This window comes from Stenotrophomonas sp. GW821-FHT01H02A, from assembly GCF_059422145.1.
In genome coordinates this window covers 146,002-167,750 of sequence record NZ_JBWKWI010000004.1, presented here as the reverse complement: position 1 = coordinate 167,750, position 21,749 = coordinate 146,002, and the positions used below count along the sequence as shown (strand labels likewise).

Annotated in this window: 20 protein-coding genes; 13 read left to right on the top strand and 7 right to left on the bottom strand. The window is 68.1% G+C overall.

All coding sequences use genetic code 11. The features are described 5' to 3' along the window. The first annotated feature begins 31 nt into the window (after window positions 1–31). From AC07WC_RS08105 to AC07WC_RS08085, 5 genes are all read left to right on the top strand, one after another. The gene (locus AC07WC_RS08105; RefSeq protein WP_495209544.1) at window positions 32–382 is read left to right on the top strand and encodes a VOC family protein; all 351 of its coding nucleotides are present in this window, start codon (window positions 32–34) and stop codon (window positions 380–382) included. Window positions 383–436: 54 nt separating this feature from the next. Next, window positions 437–1,495 (top strand): two-component system sensor histidine kinase NtrB, encoded by a 1,059-nt coding sequence (locus AC07WC_RS08100; protein ID WP_495209543.1) that lies wholly within the window; start codon window positions 437–439, stop codon window positions 1,493–1,495. Beyond that, entirely contained in the window at window positions 1,488–2,939 is a 1,452-nt protein-coding gene (gene ntrC, locus AC07WC_RS08095) for a nitrogen regulation protein NR(I) (protein ID WP_495209542.1), read from the top strand. Before AC07WC_RS08100 ends, ntrC begins: the two co-directional genes overlap by 8 nt. 93 nt (window positions 2,940–3,032) lie before the next feature. Beyond that, window positions 3,033–3,599, top strand: coding sequence for a superoxide dismutase family protein (locus tag AC07WC_RS08090; RefSeq protein ID WP_495209541.1), 567 nt, complete (start codon window positions 3,033–3,035; stop codon window positions 3,597–3,599). A 53-nt stretch (window positions 3,600–3,652) separates the two neighbouring features. Next, on the top strand, window positions 3,653–4,288 hold the full coding sequence (locus AC07WC_RS08085) for a superoxide dismutase family protein (RefSeq protein WP_495209540.1): 636 nt from the start codon (window positions 3,653–3,655) through the stop codon (window positions 4,286–4,288). 63 nt (window positions 4,289–4,351) lie between these two features. Here AC07WC_RS08085 and AC07WC_RS08080 read toward each other — a convergent pair whose 3' ends face one another. Continuing rightward, window positions 4,352–5,239 (bottom strand): hypothetical protein, encoded by an 888-nt coding sequence (locus tag AC07WC_RS08080; protein WP_495209539.1) that lies wholly within the window; start codon window positions 5,237–5,239, stop codon window positions 4,352–4,354. A 92-nt stretch (window positions 5,240–5,331) separates the two neighbouring features. Here AC07WC_RS08080 and AC07WC_RS08075 point away from each other — a divergent pair, with 92 nt between their 5' ends. Beyond that, window positions 5,332–6,627, top strand: a complete 1,296-nt coding sequence (locus tag AC07WC_RS08075) for an acetyl-CoA C-acetyltransferase (RefSeq protein ID WP_088434825.1) — start codon at window positions 5,332–5,334, stop codon at window positions 6,625–6,627. A gap of 130 nt (window positions 6,628–6,757) precedes the next feature. Here AC07WC_RS08075 and AC07WC_RS08070 read toward each other — a convergent pair whose 3' ends face one another. The 3 genes from AC07WC_RS08070 to AC07WC_RS08060 form a co-directional block, all read right to left on the bottom strand. Next, the gene (locus AC07WC_RS08070) at window positions 6,758–8,122 is read right to left on the bottom strand and encodes a heme biosynthesis protein HemY (protein ID WP_495209538.1); all 1,365 of its coding nucleotides are present in this window, start codon (window positions 8,120–8,122) and stop codon (window positions 6,758–6,760) included. A gap of 3 nt (window positions 8,123–8,125) precedes the next feature. Next, entirely contained in the window at window positions 8,126–9,103 is a 978-nt protein-coding gene (locus tag AC07WC_RS08065; RefSeq protein ID WP_495209537.1) for a uroporphyrinogen-III C-methyltransferase, read from the bottom strand. 109 nt (window positions 9,104–9,212) lie between these two features. Continuing rightward, window positions 9,213–9,989 carry a uroporphyrinogen-III synthase gene (locus tag AC07WC_RS08060; protein ID WP_495209536.1) on the bottom strand — a complete coding sequence of 259 codons (777 nt, stop codon included), beginning with the start codon at window positions 9,987–9,989 and terminating at the stop codon, window positions 9,213–9,215. 43 nt (window positions 9,990–10,032) lie between these two features. Between AC07WC_RS08060 and AC07WC_RS08055 the strand changes: the two genes are divergently transcribed. From AC07WC_RS08055 to AC07WC_RS08035, 5 genes are all read left to right on the top strand, one after another. Continuing rightward, window positions 10,033–10,503, top strand: a complete 471-nt coding sequence (locus tag AC07WC_RS08055) for a YiiD C-terminal domain-containing protein (RefSeq protein WP_495209535.1) — start codon at window positions 10,033–10,035, stop codon at window positions 10,501–10,503. Window positions 10,504–10,533: 30 nt separating this feature from the next. Then, window positions 10,534–10,968 (top strand): hypothetical protein, encoded by a 435-nt coding sequence (locus AC07WC_RS08050; protein ID WP_495209534.1) that lies wholly within the window; start codon window positions 10,534–10,536, stop codon window positions 10,966–10,968. 78 nt (window positions 10,969–11,046) lie between these two features. Then, the gene (locus tag AC07WC_RS08045) at window positions 11,047–11,484 is read left to right on the top strand and encodes a rhodanese-like domain-containing protein (protein WP_495209688.1); all 438 of its coding nucleotides are present in this window, start codon (window positions 11,047–11,049) and stop codon (window positions 11,482–11,484) included. A 106-nt stretch (window positions 11,485–11,590) separates the two neighbouring features. Beyond that, a complete protein-coding gene (secB, locus tag AC07WC_RS08040) occupies window positions 11,591–12,106 on the top strand; it encodes a protein-export chaperone SecB (RefSeq protein WP_495209533.1) in 516 nt (171 codons plus the stop codon). A gap of 20 nt (window positions 12,107–12,126) precedes the next feature. Then, window positions 12,127–13,152: an NAD(P)H-dependent glycerol-3-phosphate dehydrogenase gene (locus tag AC07WC_RS08035; RefSeq protein ID WP_495209532.1), complete on the top strand. Its 1,026-nt coding sequence runs from the start codon at window positions 12,127–12,129 to the stop codon at window positions 13,150–13,152. A 286-nt stretch (window positions 13,153–13,438) separates the two neighbouring features. On the opposite strand, the gene AC07WC_RS08030 is transcribed toward AC07WC_RS08035, so the two are convergent. Together AC07WC_RS08030 and AC07WC_RS08025 are read right to left on the bottom strand one after the other, a co-directional pair. Further along, window positions 13,439–14,011, bottom strand: coding sequence for an OmpO family porin (locus tag AC07WC_RS08030; RefSeq protein WP_495209531.1), 573 nt, complete (start codon window positions 14,009–14,011; stop codon window positions 13,439–13,441). Window positions 14,012–14,268: 257 nt separating this feature from the next. Next, window positions 14,269–14,907, bottom strand: a complete 639-nt coding sequence (locus AC07WC_RS08025) for a response regulator (protein ID WP_495209530.1) — start codon at window positions 14,905–14,907, stop codon at window positions 14,269–14,271. Between the two features lie 74 nt (window positions 14,908–14,981). On the opposite strand from AC07WC_RS08025, the gene AC07WC_RS08020 reads away from it, so the two are divergent. Beyond that, on the top strand, window positions 14,982–18,554 hold the full coding sequence (locus AC07WC_RS08020) for an ATP-binding protein (RefSeq protein WP_495209529.1): 3,573 nt from the start codon (window positions 14,982–14,984) through the stop codon (window positions 18,552–18,554). A gap of 47 nt (window positions 18,555–18,601) precedes the next feature. On the opposite strand, the gene AC07WC_RS08015 is transcribed toward AC07WC_RS08020, so the two are convergent. Beyond that, entirely contained in the window at window positions 18,602–20,278 is a 1,677-nt protein-coding gene (locus AC07WC_RS08015) for an electron transfer flavoprotein-ubiquinone oxidoreductase (RefSeq protein ID WP_495209528.1), read from the bottom strand. Window positions 20,279–20,564: 286 nt separating this feature from the next. Between AC07WC_RS08015 and AC07WC_RS08010 the strand changes: the two genes are divergently transcribed. Next, a complete protein-coding gene (locus tag AC07WC_RS08010) occupies window positions 20,565–21,728 on the top strand; it encodes an acyl-CoA dehydrogenase family protein (protein WP_495209527.1) in 1,164 nt (387 codons plus the stop codon). Window positions 21,729–21,749: the final 21 nt, after the last annotated feature.

The following is a 21,749-nucleotide window of genomic DNA, read 5'->3' as shown; positions in this document are numbered from 1 at the left end:
CGTCCGTTGCAGCGCCCGCGAGGAAGGACTCATGAAGGTCAAACGCATCATCGCCAATATCGCCGCGTCCGATCCGTCCGCTGCGGACAGTTTCTATCGGGACATCCTCAGCCTGGAGCTGGCCATGGATCACGGTTGGATCCGCACCTATGCGGGATCCGCGGATATGACTGTCCAGGTGAGTGTGGCGTCCGAAGGCGGTTCCGGTACCCTCGTGCCGGATCTCTCCATAGAGGTCGACGATCTGGACGAAGCGCTGCGGCGGGTGCGCGCGGCAAACCTGCCCATCGCGTATGGCCCAGCCAGCGAACCGTGGGGTGTGCGACGGTTCTACCTCCGCGATCCGTTGGGCCGGCTGGTCAACATCCTGCAGCATGCGTGAGCGAGGCAGGAAACCGGGATCAACAGGCCTGCCGTTTTGCACTACATTGGTGCAATGACCACCGCGCTGTCGCCCCCCGCCCTCGACGCCCTCGGCACTCCGGTCGCCTGGGCCGATGCCAGCGGCCGCCTGGTGGGCTGCAATCCTGCGTTCGCGCGCTGGCTGGGCGTGAGTGTGCGGCGCCTGCTGGGCCAGCCGCTGGCCTCACTGGAGGCACAGGGCGACGCCTTGGCCCACTTCCTGGCCCGCGATGAGCGCGACACCCTGCGTCTGCACCGGCTGGCCCTGGCGCTGCCGGGCGATGCGCCCCGTTTTGCCGAGGGGTGGCTGAGCCGCTGGGACGAGGGCGGCTGGCTGCTGGAGGCGCATCCCGTCGACGAATTCCCGGGGCTGGATCCCACCCAGGCGCTGCCCAGCGCGCTCAGTGCCGCGCTCAAGGGTCTGGCGCACGAGCTGCGCAATCCGCTGGCCGGGTTGAAGGGCGCGGCCCAGTTGCTGGCACGCCGCAACGCGCAACGCGATCCCGATGAGCGCGAACTGATCGAGCTGATCGGCTCGGAGATCGAGCGCCTCAACGGCCTGCTCGAGCAACTGCTGTCGCCCGCGCCGGCCGCGCCGCACGCACCGCTCAATATCCATGCCTCGCTGGAGCGCGTGCTGCGGCTGGCCGAAAGCGAAGGTGGCTGGGCGGTCCGGATACAGCGCGATTACGATCCCAGCATTCCCGAGTTCGATGGCGATGCCGATCGCCTCACCCAGGCCGTGTGGAACCTCGTCCGCAATGCGATCCAGGCCGGTGCGGGCACCGTCACCCTGCGCACGCGCGTGGAACATGGTGTGCGCATCACCGATCAGCTGCATCCGCTGGCACTGCGGCTGGAAATCGCCGATGACGGCCGTGGCGTGCCCGAAGACCTGGCCGAGCACCTGTTCCTGCCGCTGGTCAGCGGTCGTGCCGAGGGCACCGGGCTGGGCCTGGCGCTGGCCCAGCAGGTCGCGCGCGAGCATCGCGGCACCCTGACCTACCGCTCGCGCCCGGGCCACACCGTATTCACCGTGCTGCTGCCGATCGGGCAGGGCACCCCCGCCGAGGACACCGCCGCCCATGGCTGACCAGGTCGATACCACTGCCCAGCGCGTCTGGGTGGTCGACGATGACCGCGCGGTGCGCTTCGTGCTGTGCACCGCGCTGCGCGAGGCCGGCTACCGCGTCGAAGGGTTCGACGGTGCGGCGGCCGCATTGGCGATGCTGGCCGGGCAGGCGCCGCCGGATCTGCTGTTCACCGACGTCCGCATGCCCGGCGATGACGGGCTGGTGCTGCTGGACAAGCTCAAGGCGGCGCATCCGCAGCTGCCGGTGATCGTGATGTCGGCCTATACCGATGTGGCGAGCACGGCCGGTGCCTTCCGCGGTGGTGCGCAGGAATTCCTGTCCAAGCCCTTCGATCTGGACGATGCGGTCGCGCTGGCGCAGCGGGTGCTGCCGGCCCCGGATGTCACCCTGGCCGAGCCGAGCGAGACCGCCAGCACGACGCCGCCCGACCAGCGCCCGCAGCTGGTCGGCGATACGCCTGCGATGCGCGCGCTGTTCCGCGCGATCGGGCGCTTGGCGCAGGCACCGCTGTCGGTGCTGATCAATGGCGAGACCGGCACCGGCAAGGAGCTGGTCGCGCATGCGTTGCACCATGAGTCGCCGCGCGTGCAGGGCCCGTTCGTCGCACTCAATACCGCGGCGATTCCCTCCGAGTTGCTGGAGAGCGAGCTGTTCGGCCATGAGGCCGGCGCGTTCACCGGCGCGCAGCGCCGCCACATCGGCCGCTTCGAGCAGGCCCATGGCGGCACGCTGTTCCTGGATGAAATCGGTGACATGCCGCTGCCGCTGCAGACGCGACTGCTGCGCGTGCTGGCCGAGGGCGAGTTCTTCCGTGTCGGCGGGCGTGAGCTGATCCGCGTGGATGTGCGGGTGATCGCCGCGACCCACCAGGACCTGGAAACGCTGGTGGCGCAGGGTCGCTTCCGTGCCGACCTGCTGCACCGGCTGGATGTGGTGCGGCTGCGGTTGCCGCCGCTGCGCGAGCGTCGCGACGACATCGCGCAGCTGGCCGAGACCTTCCTCGCGGCCGCGGCACACAAACTGGATACGCCGCCCAAGCGGCTCACTGCTGCCGCGCTGCAGGCGCTGCGCGAACATGACTGGCCCGGCAACGTACGGGAGCTGGAGAACGTGTGCTGGCGCATGGCCGCGCTTGCCGCAGCCGACAGCATCGGCGTGGCCGACGTGGACAGCGCGCTGCATCGCGGTGCCGGTGCGCCACGCTCGCGCAGTGCCGGCGATCCAGGGCAGTGGGAAACGCTGCTCTCGGCATGGGCCCGCCAGCGTCTGGCCGAAGGTGCCGAAGGCCTGCACGCCCAGGTGCGCGAACGGGTGGACCAGGCCTTGCTCGAGGCCGCCCTGCAGATCACCCATGGCCGCCGTGCCGAGGCCGCCGCGCGGCTGGGCATGGGCCGCAACACGCTCACCCGCAAGCTCGGCGCCGGCCGCCGGCGCGGCGGATGAACCGCATGTCCACACCGCGTGTGCGCCACGTCCGGGTCACTTTCATGGCCTGTGGACGAGCACACGGTTAGTTTGCAACCAAGGAGTCTTCCCATGCGCAGTTCCCATGTCGTCCTCGCTGCGATGATCGCGGTCGGTCTGGCCGCCTGCGGCAGCACGCCGCCGCCGCGCCCCGTCGCTCCCGCCGTACCGGTGGTCAGCACCGCGCAGATGGCCGAAGCCAACCTGTCGCCGGCCTCGGCCAGTCTGGTCAGTGGTCGTCTGGCGTTGGTGCCGGACGCGCGTGGCGTGCACATCACGGGTGTCATCGGTGGCCTGCAGCCGCTGCAGGTGGCCGGGTTCCATGTGCATGAGCGCGGCGACTGCAGTGCTGTCGATGCCAGCAGCGCCGGTGCACATTTCAATCCGGCCGGGCAGCCGCATGGCCGCAACAGCGCCGGCGCGCACCACGCCGGTGACATGGACAATCTGCGCGCCGATGCGCAGGGACGCGTCAATGTCGACATCCGCCTGCCAGCGGTTACCCTTGGCGGCGGCGCAGCCACCGATATCGCCGGACGTGCACTGATCGTGCATGCCAACGCCGACGATTACCGCAGCCAGCCGGCCGGCAACGCCGGCGCCCGAATTGCCTGCGGCGTCATCCGGGTCGTGCGCTGATCGCGCAGCCCGAGGACGTCGTTTCTTCCAACGCTACCCGCAAGGAGATCCACATGCGCCTGATCCACACCACGCTGTTCGCGGCCATCGCCGCGCTTGGTCTGACCGCCTGCAACAAGCCGGCCGACACCACCCCGGAAGCAGCTGCGCCGGCCGCAGACACCGCACCGGTCGCCGAGACCGCGCCCGCCACCGATGCACCGCCGGCGATGACCAGCGAAGCGCACGCCAACCACACCGCCAGCGCCGAGCTTGCGCCCACCCAGGGCAACGATGTCAAAGGCAACGTGACCTTCAGCATCGTCGACGGCAAGGTCCACGTGAAAGGCCAGGTCAGCGGCCTGAAGCCGAACAGCGAGCACGGCTTCCACATCCATGAGAAGGGCGACTGCAGCGCGCCGGACGGCGCCAGTGCCGGTGGCCACTTCAATCCGGGCAAGGAAGACCACGGCAGCGTCGCCAGCGAGCCGCATCACGGCGGCGACATGCCCAACATCAAGGCCGATGCCCAGGGCAACGCCGTGGTCGACGCCCCGGTCTCGACCAACGTCAACATCGGCAAGGGGGATGACTTCGACATCATCGGCCGCGGCCTGATCGTCCACGCCGACGCCGATGACTACAAGACCCAGCCGACCGGCAACGCCGGCGCGCGCCTTGCCTGCGCCGTGATCAAGGCGGCCCCGTAAACCGGGTCGTGTCCGACGAAAAAACGCCGGCATTCGCCGGCGTTTTTTTTAAACGGTCCCCAATCAACGCGCGAGCAGCTCGCGCGCGTCCTGCCCGGCTTCGCAATGCACGAACAGCACCGGCAGGCCATGCGCTTCCAGCACGGCGGCCATCTGCCGCTGGCGGATCAGGTACTGGTCGTAGATACCCTGCAGGCGATCGCAGTCGCCGGTGCCGTGGCTGTAGTACGCACACCAGCCGGCAGGGTCGAACAGCGCCATACGCACTTCGCCGTCAGCGTATCGAAGCAGCGGCTCCGGCGCGGCGTCCAGCCACTCCTCCACGTGCGGCGCCATCAGCGCGGTCTCGATCAGCGGCCAGAGGATCGCCAGACCCTGGTTGTCGTACTGCATCGACATCATCGCGGCGAGGTCATTCACCGTGAAGTAGCGGGCGTGCTCGATCTGCGCGCCGAAGGCGTTCTGCGCCTGCAGCGCGGTATCGGCCTGCGCCATGCCCTGGGCCAGCAGCACGTCTTCCAGCGCCTCGGCCACGGCCTGGGTCTGGGCGACTTCACTGCCTGTCAGCAGGAACGGGACGACCCGCAGCCCGCCGCCGGTGAGGCTGGCATCGGCCTGGAACGGCAGTGGCACATCGCCGTCGGCGCCGGCGCCAAAGGCCAGTACGCGCGGGCCCTGGTTGCGGCCCGGAGCACGCATCTGCAGTTCTTCCAGGCGCCGGTGCACCGGCCAGCCCGGACGCAGGATTTCAGCCGGATCGAAATGGGCGCCGGCGAACACGAAGTCCAGCCCGCTGACGCCGGGCACCAGCTTGGCCAGATCGCGGCCGACGCGTTCGGCCAGTTCACCAGCCTGTTCGGAGGACAGCGCGGCATGGCGCGGGGCGTCGCCGCCGGCCAGTTCCAATGCCAGTACGCCAATGGCATTCATGCCGTGGTCGGGTTTGCTCATGGTTTCACGGTTGGCCCATCACAGGGCGGCAGCTACACTTGGCCCCATTATGCCTGCTCCTTCGTGCAGGCCATGTTGCAGACACCCCTCCCATGCCAGGTATCTCCATGCCCAACGCCCGTCCCGTCGCCATCCTCGGCGGCGTCCGCATTCCGTTCTGTCGCCAGAACACGGCTTATTCGGACGTCGGCAATCTCGGTATGTCGGTGCGCACCCTCGGTGCGCTGGTCGAGCGCTTCGGCCTGCACGGCCAGCAGCTGGGCGAAGTGGCGATGGGCGCGGTGATCAAGCACTCCAGCGACTGGAACCTGGGGCGCGAAGCGACGCTGTCCTCGGGGCTGTCCCCGCTGACCCCGGGCATCACCATGCAGCGCGCCTGCGGCACCTCGCTGGACACCATCATCGCGGTGGCCAACAAGATCGCGCTGGGCCAGATCGACTCGGGCATCGGCGGCGGCTCGGACACCACCTCCGACGTGCCGATCGTCTACGGCAAGAAGCTGCGTGCGCGCCTGCTGGCGGCCAACCGTGCCAAGAGCACCGGCGACAAGCTCAGGGCACTGACCCGCGGCTTCAAGCTGAGCGAACTCAAGCCGGAATTCCCGGGCGTGGCCGAGCCGCGTACCGGCAAGAGCATGGGCGACCACTGCGAAGACATGGCCAAGGAGTGGAACATCTCCCGCGACTCGCAGGACGAGTGGGCGGTGTCCTCGCACAAGAAGCTGGCCGCCGCCTACGAGCGCGGGTTCTTCACCGATCTGATCGCGCCGTTCCGCGGCGTGGAGCGCGACAACATCCTGCGTGCCGATACCTCGCTGGAGAAGCTGGCCACGCTGAAGCCGGCCTTCGACAAGGTGTCCGGCCGCGGCACGCTGACCGCCGCCAACTCCACCCCGCTCACCGACGGCGCCTCGGCGGTGCTGCTGGCCAGCGAAGAATGGGCGCGCGCGCATGGCCACGAGCCGCTGGCCTACCTGCGTGATTCGCAGGTAGCGGCGGTGGATTTCGTGCACGGCGAAGGCCTGCTGATGGCCCCGACCATCGCCGTGCCGGAGATGCTCAAGCGCAATGGGCTGACCCTGCAGGATTTTGATATCTACGAAATCCACGAAGCGTTCGCTGCGCAGGTGCTGTGCACGCTGCGCGCGTGGGAAAGCGAAGATTACTGCCGTAACCGTCTCGGCCTGGATGCACCGCTGGGCAAGATCGACCCGGCCAGGATCAATCCGCTGGGTTCTTCGCTGGCCACCGGCCACCCGTTCGCCGCCACCGGCGCCCGCGTGATCGCCACGGCGGCCAAGCAGCTGGCCGAACGCGGCGGTGGCCGCGCGCTGGTCTCGATCTGCACCGCCGGCGGCATGGGCGTGGTGGCGATCGTCGAGCGCTGATCGCCCCGCTGCATGGAACGACGAAGGCCGCCCAAGGGCGGCCTTCTTTTTTGCATCCGGCGGAGGTGTGCACCATTCGGCTCTGGTGGTGCCGGCCAGCGGCTGGCACCACCAGGAACCACGCCGCCTTTTACGGCAACCGCGGATTGCCGAACTCGTCACGTTCCACGTGCAGGCGATCTTCTTCGACGTGCATGCGCCCCTGATCCACGTGCAGGCGATCCTGCACCGGTGCCGGTTCGCCCATCAGTGATTGCTCTTCGATGGTGGCGCGCTCGGGCACGATCGGGTCCAGTGGTGCGGTGGTGGATGCACGTGCCAGTGCCACGCTGTCATCGCCACGCTGCTGGCGCAGGGCATTGGCGAAGCACTGCGAGGCCAGCGCGGTCTCGCCGCGATCCAGGAACAGCTCGCCCAACGCTTCCCATGCGGCCGGACCTGCGCCAGCGGCGATGGCGCGGTGCAGATAATCCTCGGCCAGGGTGTGCTGGCGCTGACGGGCGGCAATGCGGCCCAGCGCCAGCAGCAGTGCCGGGCTGGAGGGCTGCGTGCCCAACCAGCGCTGCAGGTTGGCCTGGCGCGTGGCCAGTTTCTCGACCGGCATCTGGCCGTAAAGCGTCACCACGGATTCGTCCCAGCGCGTGTCCAGCGCCTGTTCGAGGTTCAGCAGGGCCGGTTCGTCCCAGTCCAGCGCAACCGCCCGCAGGGCGTACGCCGACACTACCTCCGGATCGCTGCGCAGGGCCTTCGGCGTAGCTTCCCACTGCGCGGCCAGCGCGTTGACGTCACCGGCTTCCAGCAGCGACTGGGCCGCCAGGCGGATTTCCAGTTCGGCCACGGCCGCGTCGGGCAGTACCTTCTGCTTGCGCAGCGCGCCCAGCTGCCCGTAGGCCTCGTGCGCGCGATCGGCACGGGCCAGCGCTTCGGTGCGCAGCCACAGGCCGCGCGGCGGCAGCGGCTGGATCGCGGCGATGTCGAGCACATTGATTGCATCCACCGGCCGCTCCTGTGCCAGCAGACGTTCGGCCAGCAGCAGGGCATGGCTGGTGGCATCTTCGGTGGCCAGCCGCTGCAGGTATTGGTTGACCGCGGCATCGTCGTCACGCGCCTGCGCGCTGCGCACCGCAGTGACCAAGGCGACCGCGCTCACTTCCTTGTCTTCGGCGGCGCTGGTCAACAGCTTTTCCGCACGCTGCCAATGGCCCTGTTCATGGGCCTGCAGGCCCTCGGTCAGGCGCGCACGGCCCTGCTTGCGGCGGTAGCGGCCCCAGGCGCGGAACGGCGAAGCCAGCAGGCTCCACAGCAGCCACAGCACCAGCACACCCACCAGCACCATCAGGGCGACCTGCGGCACGTTGGAGCGATAGTCGGTGCCGCCGTAGCGGTAGATCACTTCGCCGAACTGGCGCAGCTGTTCGGTGCCGAGCCACTGTGAGGCGATCACGCCCAAGGCCACGGCGAGGAGCAGGACCACCAGAGATTGAAAGGGCTTCATCGATTACCTCCCGTTACGCATCGAGCGCAGTTGCTGCAGGGTGCTGCCCAGTTCGGGCAGCGATGGACGCAGCTCGCAGGCGCGTAGTTGTTGCAGTTCAGCACGTTGCTCGCGCAGAGCAGGTGAATCCGGCCACAGCCGCGGCAGCCACAGGGCCACGCGGTCCAGCGCCTGCACATACCCAGGTTGATCGCCGCGCTCCACCGCTGCCCGCGCCAGGGTCAGTTCCAGCTGCAGCGAATCCCACGCGGCCACGCGGTCGGCGTCGGTCAGCGGCCCCTGCAACCGGGTCGGGGTGATGGTCACGAACGGGGCCAGCAGCTTATGCCACCACGGGGTGGCTGCGGCGGCATCGGCCGGTGCATCGACCTGTTCGGGCAGGGTGGTCAGGGCCTGGGCAAACCGGCCCAGCCGCGCCTGCGTCTGCGCACGCACCCCCGGGCCGAGCGCGTCCACGGCATTGCGCTCCTGCATCAGCGCCTGCCGCAGGTTCAGGTACTCGCTGCCCTGCACATCGTCCAGCGAGGCGGCCGCCAACGCGTACAGGCGTTTGGCACCTTCGGCGTCATCGGCATAGGCCAGCCGCTGGCCGGCCTGGCTCAGCAGCAGTTCGGCCTCTTCCAGCTGCAGCGCCTGGGCACCGTGGCGGGTGCTGTCGGCCAGCTTGGCCAGGTTCTCTTCGAGCAGTGCGTTGCGCTGGCTCAGGCCGAGCATTTCATCGCGCAGCACCCGGTTGGTGGCGGCGGCGTCCTGCACGCGCTGGGAGGTCGAGCGCTGGTCGCGACGCAAGGCTTCGACGCTGTCCAGCAGGCCCTGCGCCTGCAGCTGCGCATTTTCTTCGCGCAGCCGCTCCTGCGCCTGTCGCGACTGCCACTGCGTCCAGCCCCAGGCGCCGCCACCGGCCAGCACCGCGAGCGCCGCGATCGGCACGATCCAGCGCAGGGGGCGGCTCGGAGAAGGGGGCGAAACAGAGTCATTCATACGGGCATCCTTGTCGCGCGCGCCGGGCAATCCGCTTGGCTGGCGAGCGACGTGGCGCACAGCATCGCCCGCCGCCCGATCCGCCTGCAAGAGCGCCCGGGTTCCCTGTTCAGGAAGATGCGGGCGGCATGAGCGCGGTGCATGCAGCTGCAACCAGCTGTGCGGGCAGCGGCCCCGCCGCGACCTGCACCTGCCCGAAGCCGCTGGCGCGCGCCTGCGCGGCCAGCCGCTCGCTGGCGGCGACCACGATGGCCGCGCGCAGCGGTGCCTGCAGATCGTCCGGCAGCTGCGCCAGCAACCGCGTCAGTGCCTCGCCGCTGCTCAGTGCCAGCACCCAGGGCATGGCTGCGCGCCGCAGCCGCTGCAGCGTGCGCGGGGCCAGTGGCAGCGGCCGGCGCACGTATACATTGGCGCGCAGCAGGTGGGCGCCGCGTTGTTCCAGGGTCTGTGCGATCACCCCGCGGCCGCCCGGCGCGGTGACCAGGCCTGCGCGCAGACCATGCAGGTCGGCCAGCGACGGCAAGGCGAGCAGGCCCTCGCTGTCCATCCGCATCGGCGCGGCGATGTCCTGCGCGCCGTGGCGGCCCAGCGCCGCCGCGGTGCCCGCGCCCACCGCCAGCCACTGGCCCGGATGGGGCGCGGCCAGGTCCACCAGGCGCGCCGCCGCCTGCACTGCGGCCGGACTGCTGAAGATCACGCGCTCGGCCGCCAGCGCGAGGTCCAGTGCGCTGCGGGTCGTGGCGTCCGCGCAGGCGTGCAGCGCCCACGGCGAGAGCGCGATGACATGTGCCCCCGCGGCATTGGCCACATGCCGCAGTGGCGCATGCTGGCCACGCGGGCGCAGCGAGATCAGGGTCCAGGGCGCGACTTTCGTTTCGGTGTCCATTGCGGGCATTATGCGAGCCCTTCGATGTGACGTGATCAGCCAGATGTCCGTAACCGATTCCCTGCCGGCGCAGGTGTCCGCGCTGCAGCATGTCCTGGATGCGATGCCGCCGGTGGCGGCCATGCAGATCCGTGTGCACGACTATCGCGACGGCGTCCTGCACATCCATGCCCCGCTGGCCGCCAACGTCAACGACAAAGGCAATGCCTTCGGCGGCAGCCTGGCCTCGGCCCTCACCCTGTCCGGCTGGGCCCTGGTGACGCTGCGGTTGCGCCTGGCGGGGTTCGATGCCGATGTCTACGTGGCCGACAGCCACATCCGCTACCTCGCCCCGGTCTATGGTGATCTGCACGCGCAGGCCCAGGCCGATGCGGAAACCGACTGGGACAGCTTCCTGGCCACCTTCGCCCAGCGCGGCAAAGCGCGCATCAGCCTGACCGCCCGCCAGCCGGGCGAGGGCGACAAGGCCGCCGCTGAGCTGACCGGTCGTTTCGTGGCCTTCGCCAAGCGGTAGGATGGGCGCCTTGCCTATTGGGGAATTCGCATGCGCCGTACGCTTCAGATCCTGCTGATCGCCCTGTTCGCGCTGACCAGCGTGAGTGCGCTGGCGGCCGAGCAGAAGACCACCAAGAAGCAGCGCAAGGAGCTGGAGGAGACCCAGGTCAAGTACGACTCCACGATGCGCTGGGGCACCGTCGAGGATGCCCTGCCGTATCTGGATCCGGAATACGCCCGGGTTCACCCGATGACCGACCTGGAACTGCGCCGCTTCGAGCAGGTGAAGATCTCCAGCTATCGCGCCGGCGACAACGTCCCGATGCCGGACGGCCGGGTCGGCCGCACCGCCGAGGTGCGGGTGATCAACAACAACACCCAGGCCGAGCGCATGGTCCGCGTCCGGGAGATCTGGCGCTGGGACGCCGAGGGCAAGCGCTGGCTGCAGGCCAATGGCCTGCCGGACCTCTGGCAGGAGCGCTGACCCCCGCCCGCAGGGGGCTGGACGCCGATTCGCCCGCATGTGCGACAATCGGCGCCCGCTTATCGACCCGTGATCTTAGTGAATTACGAAGAGTTGCTGGCCTTTGCCGGCCGAAACCCGATGTTGTCGATGGCCCTGGTCGGCCTGACCGTGGCCATCATCGTGACCGAAGTCCGCCGCCTGTTCCGTGGCTTCAAGTCACTCAAGCCGGCTGAGCTGACCCAGCTGATGAATGCCGGTGGCGCCATCGTGGTCGACCTGTCCTCGAGCAGCGATTTCGAGAAGGGCCACATCGCCGGCAGCCGCAACGTGCAGCCGGCCCAGTTCGGTCCGGAGCACAAGCTGGTCGCCAAGGCCCAGCAGAGCCCGGTGGTGCTGGTCTGCCGCAGTGGCAACGCCTCCGAGACGGCCGCCAAGGCGCTCAAGAAGGCCGGGTTCACCCAGGTCAACGTGCTCGACGGTGGCCTCCCGGCGTGGCAGCAGGCCGAGCTGCCGCTGGTCAAGGGCCGCAACTGATTCCCCTCGGAGTGCAGCGCACGCCTTGTGCGCGGCGTACAGCGCCCCCATCGCAGGGCATGTAACAATCCGTTTTTACAGCATTCATTTTTGGAGCAACAGGATAATGTCCGAAGAGAACACCAACGGCGCGGTCGCGCCGGTCGACGCCGCCACCGGTCCCTCGTTCACCGTCGAGAAGATCTACGTCAAGGACGTTTCGTTCGAATCGCCGAACGCTCCGGCCATCTTCAATGATGCCGTGCAGCCGGAACTGCAGCTCAACCTCAACCAGCGCGTGCAGCGCCTGGGCGAGAGCGCCTTCGAAGTCGTGCTGGCGGTGACCCTGACCTGCAAGGCCGGCGAGAAGACCGCCTACGTGGTCGAAGTGCAGCAGGCTGGCGTGTTCGGCCTGGTCGGCCTGGACCCGCAGTCGATCGACGTGCTGCTCGGCACCCAGTGCCCGAACATCCTGTTCCCGTACGTGCGTTCGCTGGTGAGCGATCTGGTCCAGGCCGGCGGCTTCCCGCCGTTCTTCCTGCAGCCGATCAACTTCGAAGGCCTGTACGCCGAAACCCTGCGCCAGCGCCAGGAACAGGGCGAGACCTCGCTCGCCGATTCCGAGCCGGCCGGCAACGCCTGATCGGCGCTGCAGTCGTACGGATGAGCAACCACGCAGACAAAATCGCGGTTCTCGGCGCCGGCTCCTGGGGCACCGCCCTGGCGAGCCTGCTCGCGCGGCACGGTCATCCGACCGTGCTGTGGGGGCGCGATGCGGCGATGGTCGAGGCCATCGACCAGCGCCACGAGAACACCCGTTATCTGCCGGGCATTCCGCTGCCCGGGTCGCTGCGCGCGACCACCGACCTGGCCGCTGCCGTCAAGGACGCCGCCTGGATCCTGGTGGTGGTGCCTTCGCACGCCTTCGGTGAAACCGTGCGTGCCCTGGCACCGCTGCGCCCGGCCGATGCCGGCGTGGCCTGGGCGACCAAGGGCTTCGAACCCGGCTCCGGCCGGTTCCTGCACGAAGTGGCGCGCGAGGTCCTCGGACCGGACGTTCCGCTGGCGGTGGTGACCGGTCCCTCGTTCGCCAAGGAAGTCACCCAGGGGCTGCCGACCGCGATCACCGTCCACGGTGACGCGCCGGACTTCGCCCAGCAGGTGGCCGATGCCATGCACGGCCCGGCGTTCCGCGCCTACACCGGCGATGACATGGTCGGTGCCGAGCTCGGCGGCGCGATGAAGAACGTGCTGGCGGTCGCCACCGGCGTGGCCGATGGCATGCAGTTGGGCCTCAACGCCCGTGCCGGCCTGATCACCCGTGGCCTCAATGAAATGCTGCGGCTGGCTGCCGCGATCGGTGCCAAGCCGGAAACCCTGATGGGTCTGGCGGGGCTGGGCGATCTGGTGCTGACCTGCACCGGCGATCTTTCGCGCAACCGTCGCCTGGGCCTGGCCCTCGGCCGCGGCCAATCGTTGAACGATGCGGTGCGCGAGATCGGCCAGGTGGTGGAATCGGTGCAGACCGCCGATGAAGTGATGCGCCAGGCGCGGCGTCACGGCATCGACCTGCCCATCTCCGATCGGGTGCGCGCCGTGCTGCACGGTGAGCAGACCCCTGAAGAAGGCTTGCGTGCGCTGTTGGCACGCGAACAGAAACCGGAATACCCGGACACGCTGTTCAAGTGATGCACGAAAAACCCCGGCAGACGCCGGGGTTTTTTGTAGGCATCCACGCCCGGACACACGGCCCCCGGATACGAAAAAACCCGGCACCAGGCCGGGTTCTTTCGTGGCGTACCGACGAGGGTGTCGCCATGCCAACCGCAGAAAACCGCGACGGCCGGCCGTGCAGGTAGAGCCGACCGTTGGTCGGCTGCTGCAAAAAGCGAAGCCCGGCGTGAGCCGGGCTTCATGGCGCAGGGGAGAGAGACCGCGCCATCCAACAACGTACCGCGGTGTTGCGTAACGCGTATTACCAGGTGAAGCGCGGACCGACGAACCATTCCTTGTCGCCGCCCTTGGCCAGCTTCACTTCGCCGGCCAGGCCCCAGTTCTGGTTGAGCTTGGCCTGGGCGCCGACGCGGCCGTAGAACTCGCCGTCCGGATTGACGCCGTGCTTCTTGCTGTAATCCTCGTAACCGGCCATCACGTAGCCTTCGAGGTTCGGGGTAAACGCGCTGCGCACGCCGACTTCGGTCGAGTAGCCATTGAAGTCCAGGCCGTGCTTCGGATCGAACTTCTGGTAAGCAACGCGGGCCACCAGGTCGGTGGTCGGGGCGATGCCGTAGTTGTAGCCGACACCGACCTTCCACTGGTCCACATCATTGCTGCCGCGCTTGGTTTCCTGCGCGTTGTAGTCACCGAAGACGTGGAAGTTCGGCGCCACGGCGACCGAGCCCTTCACCGCCCAACCATCGGCGTCGCCGCCCTTGGCATCGGTGTTGACGTAGCCGCCTTCGACATAGTTGTACGACAGACCGTCGGTTGCCGAAGCAGCGAACGGCAGTGCAGCGAGCAGACCCAGGGCAAGCAGGGAAGTCTTCATCATCGGGGACACCTTTATATTTTTTGGTTTTGTCCGCCAGCAGAGGGGAGGGGGAATCGCTGCTGGCGACAGGTGTGAATTATCCGTTAGGCACCCCAATTAGCCCTGAATATCAAACTGAGCAGTACATAAATACAAGGGTATTCGAGGGAACTTTATCCGCACGATCTGCTATGTACGCGCGCACTGCATCGCGACGATGGCGGTGCATCGTCGCCGCACGCTGCCGCGAAGTGTCCGGTAACGGCCCGCTGCGATCAGCGCTCGCCGTCGCGCAGGTAATCGAACAGCTCAGCGTCGCCCTTCAGGCCGAGCTTCAACATCGCATCGCCTTTCTGGCGGCTGATCGTGCTCACGCTCTTGTGCAGGTGGATGGCGATCTCCTTGACCGTCATGCCGCTGCCGAGCAGCCGCAGCACTTCCACTTCGCGTGGGGACAGCGGGCGGCCTTCGCCCTCCTCGACGCTGTTCGTGCCGATCGCGTCAATGCGTTCCTTCAGCGCCTGGCTGACATACGGCAGGCCGCGCTGCACGGTCTGGATCGCCAGTGGCAGCTCATCCATCGAAGAGGTCTTGTCGACCAGGCCCAGCACGCCGGTGGCCACCACCATGCGCAGGATCGCCAGATTGTTGGACACGCTGAGCATCAGCACCGGCAGCTCCGGAAAGCGCCGGCGGATCATGGCGATCATCGCGAAGCCGTCGGCCTGCTGGCCGCCGGGCATGGAGTAATCGGTCACCAGGACATCGCACGGATGGTCGGACAGCGCGGACATCAGCTCGGCCACGGTGCTGGCCTCGGCCACCACCTGGCCAACGCCACTGGATTCAATCACGGCCTTCGTGCCGATCCGCACGACCGGATGGTCATCGGCAATGATAATGCGCAGGGTCATGGACTAGTATTGCCTGTAAGGCAGCCGTCGGGCCGTGCCTGGATGGGGATAATATTCTACGGAGATCAGGCAGCATGCGTACCCACGTCGTTCGCTGGCTGGTGCTGTTCGTGCTCGCAATGGCCAGCAGCGTGCCGGCATCCATGGCCAAGCCCCCTGCCTTGTCGCCCCGGCAGAGCGAGTGGCTTGGCGGGCACCCTACCATCATCCTGGGCATGTACGACAGCGGCTGGCCGCCGTTCGAATCCATGCGCGATGGACAACCGGTCGGCCTGGGGTATGACTACCTGAGCCTGCTCACGCGGCAGCTGGGCGTGCAGGTGAAGGTGCGGATGTACCACGACTGGACCGATGTGCTGGACGCGGCATGCCGCGGCGACGTCGATGTGGTGATGAACATCACCCTCACCGCCGACCGCACGCGCTGCATGGTCTATACGCGTCCCTACGCCGAGGCGCCGCTGGCCCTGGTCGGCCGTCCCGGCGGTACGCGGGCCTCGGCCGATCCGGACCTGCGTGGCCTGCGCGTGGTCACCGAGCGCGAGTTCGTCACCAGCGACGAAGTGCGCGCGCGCTTTCCGGCCGCCCATCGCGTGACGGCCCCCAACACCGCCGCGGCGCTGGCCATGGTCGGCAAAGGCGAGGCCGATGTGTATATCGGCAATGCCTACGTGGCCACGGCCCTGATCGCCGAGCGGGCGCTGACCGATGTCGCGCTGCTGCGCCCCAGCGACCTGCCCCCGGAGCGCCTGCACTTCGGTGTGCCCAACGCCAAACAGCCGTTGGCCGAAGCCCTGGACATGGGCCTGGCGGCCCTGGCAGACAGCGAGCGCGAACGACTGCAGCGGCGGTGGCTGCAGCTGCCGGAGTGGTCGGCCCAGTCGCAGATGATCCTGGGCAATGCCGAGAAGCGCGTGCTGGCGACGCCGCTGCGCCTGGCGTTCGCGCCCAATGCAGCGCCGCTTGCCTTCGTCGACGGTGCCGGCCGACCCAGTGGGGTATCGGGCGAATACCTCAGGCTGCTGCGCTTGCTGGGCGCGCACCTCACCCAGCTGCCGGCCCACGACTGGTTCGATGTGCGCGAACAGCTGCGCCGCGGCGACGTCGACGCGATCGTGGGCATTCCCAACGACTCGACCTATCTGGGCGAGGACTGGGTGTTCAGCCAGCCCTTCATCACCGTGCCCAACGTCGTGGTCACGGCCAGCGGCAGCCCGTCGGTGCTGGGCGTGCGCGATCTCGATGGGCGCAGCATCCTGCTGTCCGACCCGGACCGCTTGCGTGGCTACGTCCTGCAGCAGGCCCCCAATGCGCGCATCGTCCCGGCGCGCAGCACCGAACTGGCACTGGCACGCTTGGCCAACGGCGACGCCGACGCCTACATCGGCAACCTGGCGGTCATCGATCGCATCGTGCGCGAGCGCTATCCGGCGCAGCTGCACGTGGCCGCGCCCGCGGGCTTCAGCGACCGCCTGTCGTTGGCGGTCAAACGCGAGCACGCACCGCTGGCCACCACGTTCGATCGCATGCTGGTCGACATGAGCGCCCGCGAGCACGAAGCGATCCGCAGCGACTGGCTCTCGGCCGAGTACCGCAGCGACCTGGACTGGCGCGGGATCGCGCGCTGGGCGATACCATTGGCGCTGGTGCTGCTGACCGCGCTGCTCGTCCATGGATGGGGCTATTGGCGCCTGCGCAAGGAAGTGGCGATGCGCCGGCGTGCCGAGCAGCGCCTGGCCGAAATCACCGACAACCTCCCGGCAATCGTCTACCAGGGCCGACGCGAACGCGATGGCCGGTTGTCGCTGCCGTACATCGCCGGTGACACCGAAGCATTGTTCGGCCTCAGCGCGGCCGAGGCGATGGCCGATGAAAGCGCCCTGATGGACCGCATCGACGAGCGCGACCGTGCCGGAGTCCTCCACGCGATGGACCGTGCCGCACGCGATTTCGCCCCCTTGGACATGGAATTCCGCACCTGCCCGCGAGGTGTGCTGCGCTGGGTGCGGTCACGCGCACTGCCCTACGACGCCGAAGACGGGGCATTGCTGTGGAGCGGCTACTGGGTGGACGTCACCGAGGCGCGGGCGCAGGCCGATGCGCTGGCATTGGCGAAGGCCGCTGCCGAGCGCGCCACCGCGGCCAAATCCGAATTCCTGGCCACGATGAGCCACGAGATCCGCACGCCGATGTCAGGGGTGCTCGGCATGGTGGAGGTGCTCTCGCACACACCGCTGGACGTGGAGCAGCGCCGCATCATCGCCGTCATCGAAGATTCGGCGCAGATGCTGCGGCAGATCCTCGATGACCTGCTGGACTACTCCAAGATCGAGGCCGGCGCGCTCTCGTTGCAGCCGCATCCCGTCGCATTGCGCGCGCTGCTCGGCAATGTGCAGCAGCTGCTGGCGCCGCAGGCGGTGGCCAAAGGACTGGCGCTGCAGATCCAGATCGACGACGACGTGGCGGCCATGCACCTGGCCGACGGCATGCGCCTGCGCCAGATCGCGTTCAACCTGCTCAGCAATGCCATCAAGTTCACCCACGCCGGCGAGGTCGGTATCGCCCTGGCGGTCCTCGATTCCGAGGCGGACGGCGCACAGACGCTGCGCCTGACCGTGCACGATACCGGCATCGGCATTTCGCCCGAACAGCGTGAGCGGCTGTTCGCACCGTTCGCGCAGGCCGAGGTGGCGATCAGCCGTCAGTACGGTGGCACCGGCCTGGGCCTGAGCATCTGCCAGCGGTTGGTGGCGATGATGCATGGCACGTTGACGCTGCACAGCGTGCCCGGCGAAGGCACCCGGGTGGAAGTGCTGTTGACCGTGCCGACCGTGCCGGCGGAGGAACAGCTGGACGCCGTCGACGCACGGACCCCGACGCTGCCACTGCCGGCCGCACTGCTGCAGCGGCGCGTGCTGGTCGTAGAGGACCACCCCACCAACCAGGCGCTGATGGATTGGCGCATGCAGCAGCTGGGAGTGCGTCACGTACTGGCCGAGAACGGCGAGCAGGCGCTGGCGCTGCTGGCGCGCGCCCGCTTCGATCTGGTCCTCACCGATTGCCGGATGCCGATCATGGACGGCTACGCCATGACCCGCCGCATCCGCGAGCAGGAACGTGATCGCGGAGGGGAGCGGATGCCGGTGATCGCGTTGACCGCCAGCGCCATGGAGGACGATCTGCAGCGCTGCCGCGAGGCCGGCATGGATGATCTGCTGGCCAAGCCGGTGGCGTTGGAGGCCCTGCGCCAGACACTGCTGCGCTGGCTGTCCGACGAGGGTCCGTCACCGCCCAGCACCGCGGAAGCGCCGGATGCCATCGATGTGCCCCCCGATCGGGCCGCGTTGGTGCGCCGGTTCGGATCGGCGCACGTGGCCGGGGTGCTGATCGAGAGCCTGTGCACCACGTCCGCGCAGGATCTGCTGCGCCTGCAGGCTGCCCTGCGCGATGAGCAGCGCCTGGATGCCGCCGACGTCCTGCATCGGCTGGCGGGAGGCCTGGGAACGCTGGGTGCGCAATCGCTGGCGGTGCAGGCACGCACGCTGATGGACGGCGTCGAGGTTGCGGGCGTGGCCGCGCACGCCGATGCCATCGCTGCGTTCGACGCGTCCCTGCGAACCTACCTGGCGCACCTCCAGGCGTCCTGAGACGGGCCGCGGCAGCAAGCCTCAGCGTTGCTGCCGCAGGTATCCGATCACATGCCCGAGTAGTTCGGGCCGCCGCCGCCCTGCGGGGTCACCCACACGATGTTCTGGGTCGGGTCCTTGATGTCGCAGGTCTTGCAGTGCACGCAGTTCTGCGCGTTGATCTGCAACTGCTCGTGCCCGTCGCTGCCAACGAACTCGTACACGCCGGCCGGGCAGTAGCGCGCTTCCGGACCGGCGTACTCGGCGAGATTGATCCGCACCGGCACGCTGGCGTCCTTGAGCGTCAGGTGGCTGGGCTGGTCTTCGGCGTGGTTGGTGCTGCTCAGGAATACCGAGCTGAGCCGGTCGAAGGTGAGCACGCCGTCCGGCTTGGGATAGTTGATCCTGGCGTGCTTCGACGCCGGCTCCAGGCAGGCGTGGTCCGGCGTGCTGTGGCGCAGCGTCCACGGCGGGTTGCGGATGCCCAGCTTCGGCAGCAGCCACTGCTCGATGCCGGTCATCAGCGTGGCCACGGTCTGGCCCTTCTTGAACCACTGCTTGAAATTCTTGGCCTGCTGCAGCTCGGCGTGCAGCCAGCTGGTCTCGAACGCCTGCGGGTAGGCGCTGAGCTCATCGTGCTGGCGATCGGCGGCGAGCGCATCGAAGGCGGCATCGGCGGCGAGCATGCCGGTCTTGATCGCGGCATGGCTGCCCTTGATCCGGCTGACGTTGAGATAGCCGGCCTCGCAGCCGACCAGTGCGCCACCGGGGAACACCGTCTTGGGCAGCGACATCAGGCCGCCGGCGGTGATCGCGCGGGCGCCGTAGCCGATGCGCTTGCCGCCTTCCAGATGCCTGCGGATGGAGGGATGGGTCTTGAAGCGCTGGAATTCTTCGAACGGGCTCAGCCACGGGTTCTTGTAATCCAGGCCGACCACGTAGCCGATCGATACCTTGCCACCTTCAGCGTGGTACAGGAACGCGCCACCGTACGTGTCGTTGTCCAGCGGCCAGCCGGCGGCATGCACCACCAGGCCCGGCTCGTGCCTGGCCGGATCGATCTGCCACAGTTCCTTGATGCCGATGCCGTAGGCCTGCGGATCCTTGCCGGCATCGAGCTGGAAGCGTGCGATCAGCTCGATGCCGAGATGGCCGCGCGAGCCTTCGGCGAAGATCGTGTACTTGGCGTGCAGCGCCATGCCACGCTCGAATGCGGGACCGGGCTGACCGTTCTTCTCGATGCCCATGTCGCCGGTGGCCACGCCGATCACCGCGCCATCGTCGCTGTACAGCACTTCAGCGGCCGGGAAGCCGGGGAAGATCGCCACCTCCAGCGCTTCGGCCTGCTGCGCCAGCCAGCGGGTGACCTCGCCCAGGCTGACGATGTAGTTGCCTTCGTTGCGGAAGCACTCCGGCAGCAGGGCGTTGGGCGTGCTGCGCGCACCGGTCTCGTTGAGGAACAGGAATTCGTCGCGGGTGACTTTCTGCTTCAGCGGTGCGCCGCGCTCGGCCCAGTCCGGGAACAGCTCGCTCAGCGCCCGCGGGTCCATCACCGCGCCGGACAGGATGTGCGCGCCCGGTTCGGAGCCTTTTTCCAGGATGCAGACCGACAGTTCGCGGCCAGCCTCGATGGCACGCTGGCGCAGCCGGATCGCGGTGGCCAGGCCAGCGGGGCCGCCACCGACGATCACCACATCGAATTCCATCACTTCACGCGGGGGCAGGACGTTGATTTCTTCGCTCATGGGGCTGCGTAACTCTTGGGTAGTGCCGCGGGCGGAACGGCGGCGGTTGCCTGGGAATCGCGCGTGTCACGTCACGGCGAAACAGTGGATCAGTGCGCCAGAGTACCGGCCTGGCGCATTTAAGCCTAGATCGCGGACGATGACAGCGGTGTCGCTGCATGTTCGACACCGCGATTTCCACACCGCGATGCTGCGGTGCAGCAACTGCTCGGGACGACGTCGCTTGGCCCCTTCCTGCACAACGACCACAATGGGGGCCTGTTCCACCGCCACCTGCCGGGATGCCATGTCACTGAATCCGTTCGATCTGTTCGATATCCGTTCGCTGCTCAGCGAGGAGGAGCGCGCGGTGCAGGCAACGGTGGCGCGCTTCACCGACACGCGGGTGCTGCCGATCATCGGCGATGCCTTCGACGACGGCCGCTTTCCCGATGAGCTGATCCCCGAGATCGCCGCGCTCGGCCTGCTCGGCTCCAGCCTGCCCGAGCAGTACGGCGGCGGCGGACTGAACGCAGTGAGCTACGGCCTGATCTGCCAGGAACTGGAGCGTGGTGATTCGGGCCTGCGCAGTTTCGTCTCGGTGCAGAGCTCGCTGTGCATGTACCCCATCTACGCTTACGGCAGCGAAGAACAGCGCCTGCGCTGGTTGCCGGAGATGGCCACCGGCAAGGTGATCGGTTGCTTCGGCCTGACCGAAGCACACGGGGGTTCCGATCCGGCGGCCATGAAGACGCGTGCGGTGCGCGATGGCGGTGACTGGCTGATCAATGGCAGCAAGATGTGGATCACCAGCGGCCCGGTGGCCGACATCGCGGTCGTCTGGGCGCATACCGAAGATGGCATCCAGGGCTTCGTGCTGGAAAAAGGCATGGCCGGGTTCACCACGCAGGAGATCAAGCACAAGATGAGCCTGCGCGCCTCGCTCACCGGCGCGCTGTTCTTCGACAACGTACGCGTCCCCGACCGCAACCGCCTGCCGAACGTGCAGGGCCTGAAGGGTCCGCTGGGCTGCCTGAACCAGGCGCGCTACGGGATCAGCTGGGGCCCGATCGGTGCTGCGGTCGCCTGCCTGGATGAAGCACTGGCGTACACCAAGCAGCGCGTGCTGTTCGGCCGGCCGGTGGCGGCCACGCAGAGCGCGCAGATCAAGTTGGCCGACATGGCGCGGCGGATCACCACCGCACAGCTGCTCGCGCTGCAGCTGGGACGCCTGAAAGACGCCGGCCAACTGCAGCCGCAGCAGGTCAGCCTGGCCAAGTGGAACAACTGCCGCATGGCCATCGATATCGCGCGCGAATGCCGCGACCTGCTCGGCGGCGCGGGCATCACCACCGAACACGTGGCGATCCGGCATGCGCTCAATCTGGAATCGGTGATCACCTACGAGGGCACCGAGACCGTGCACCAGTTGGTGATCGGCCGCGAACTGACCGGCATCAACGCGTTCTGAGCGGGGCGGTGCCGACCGGTG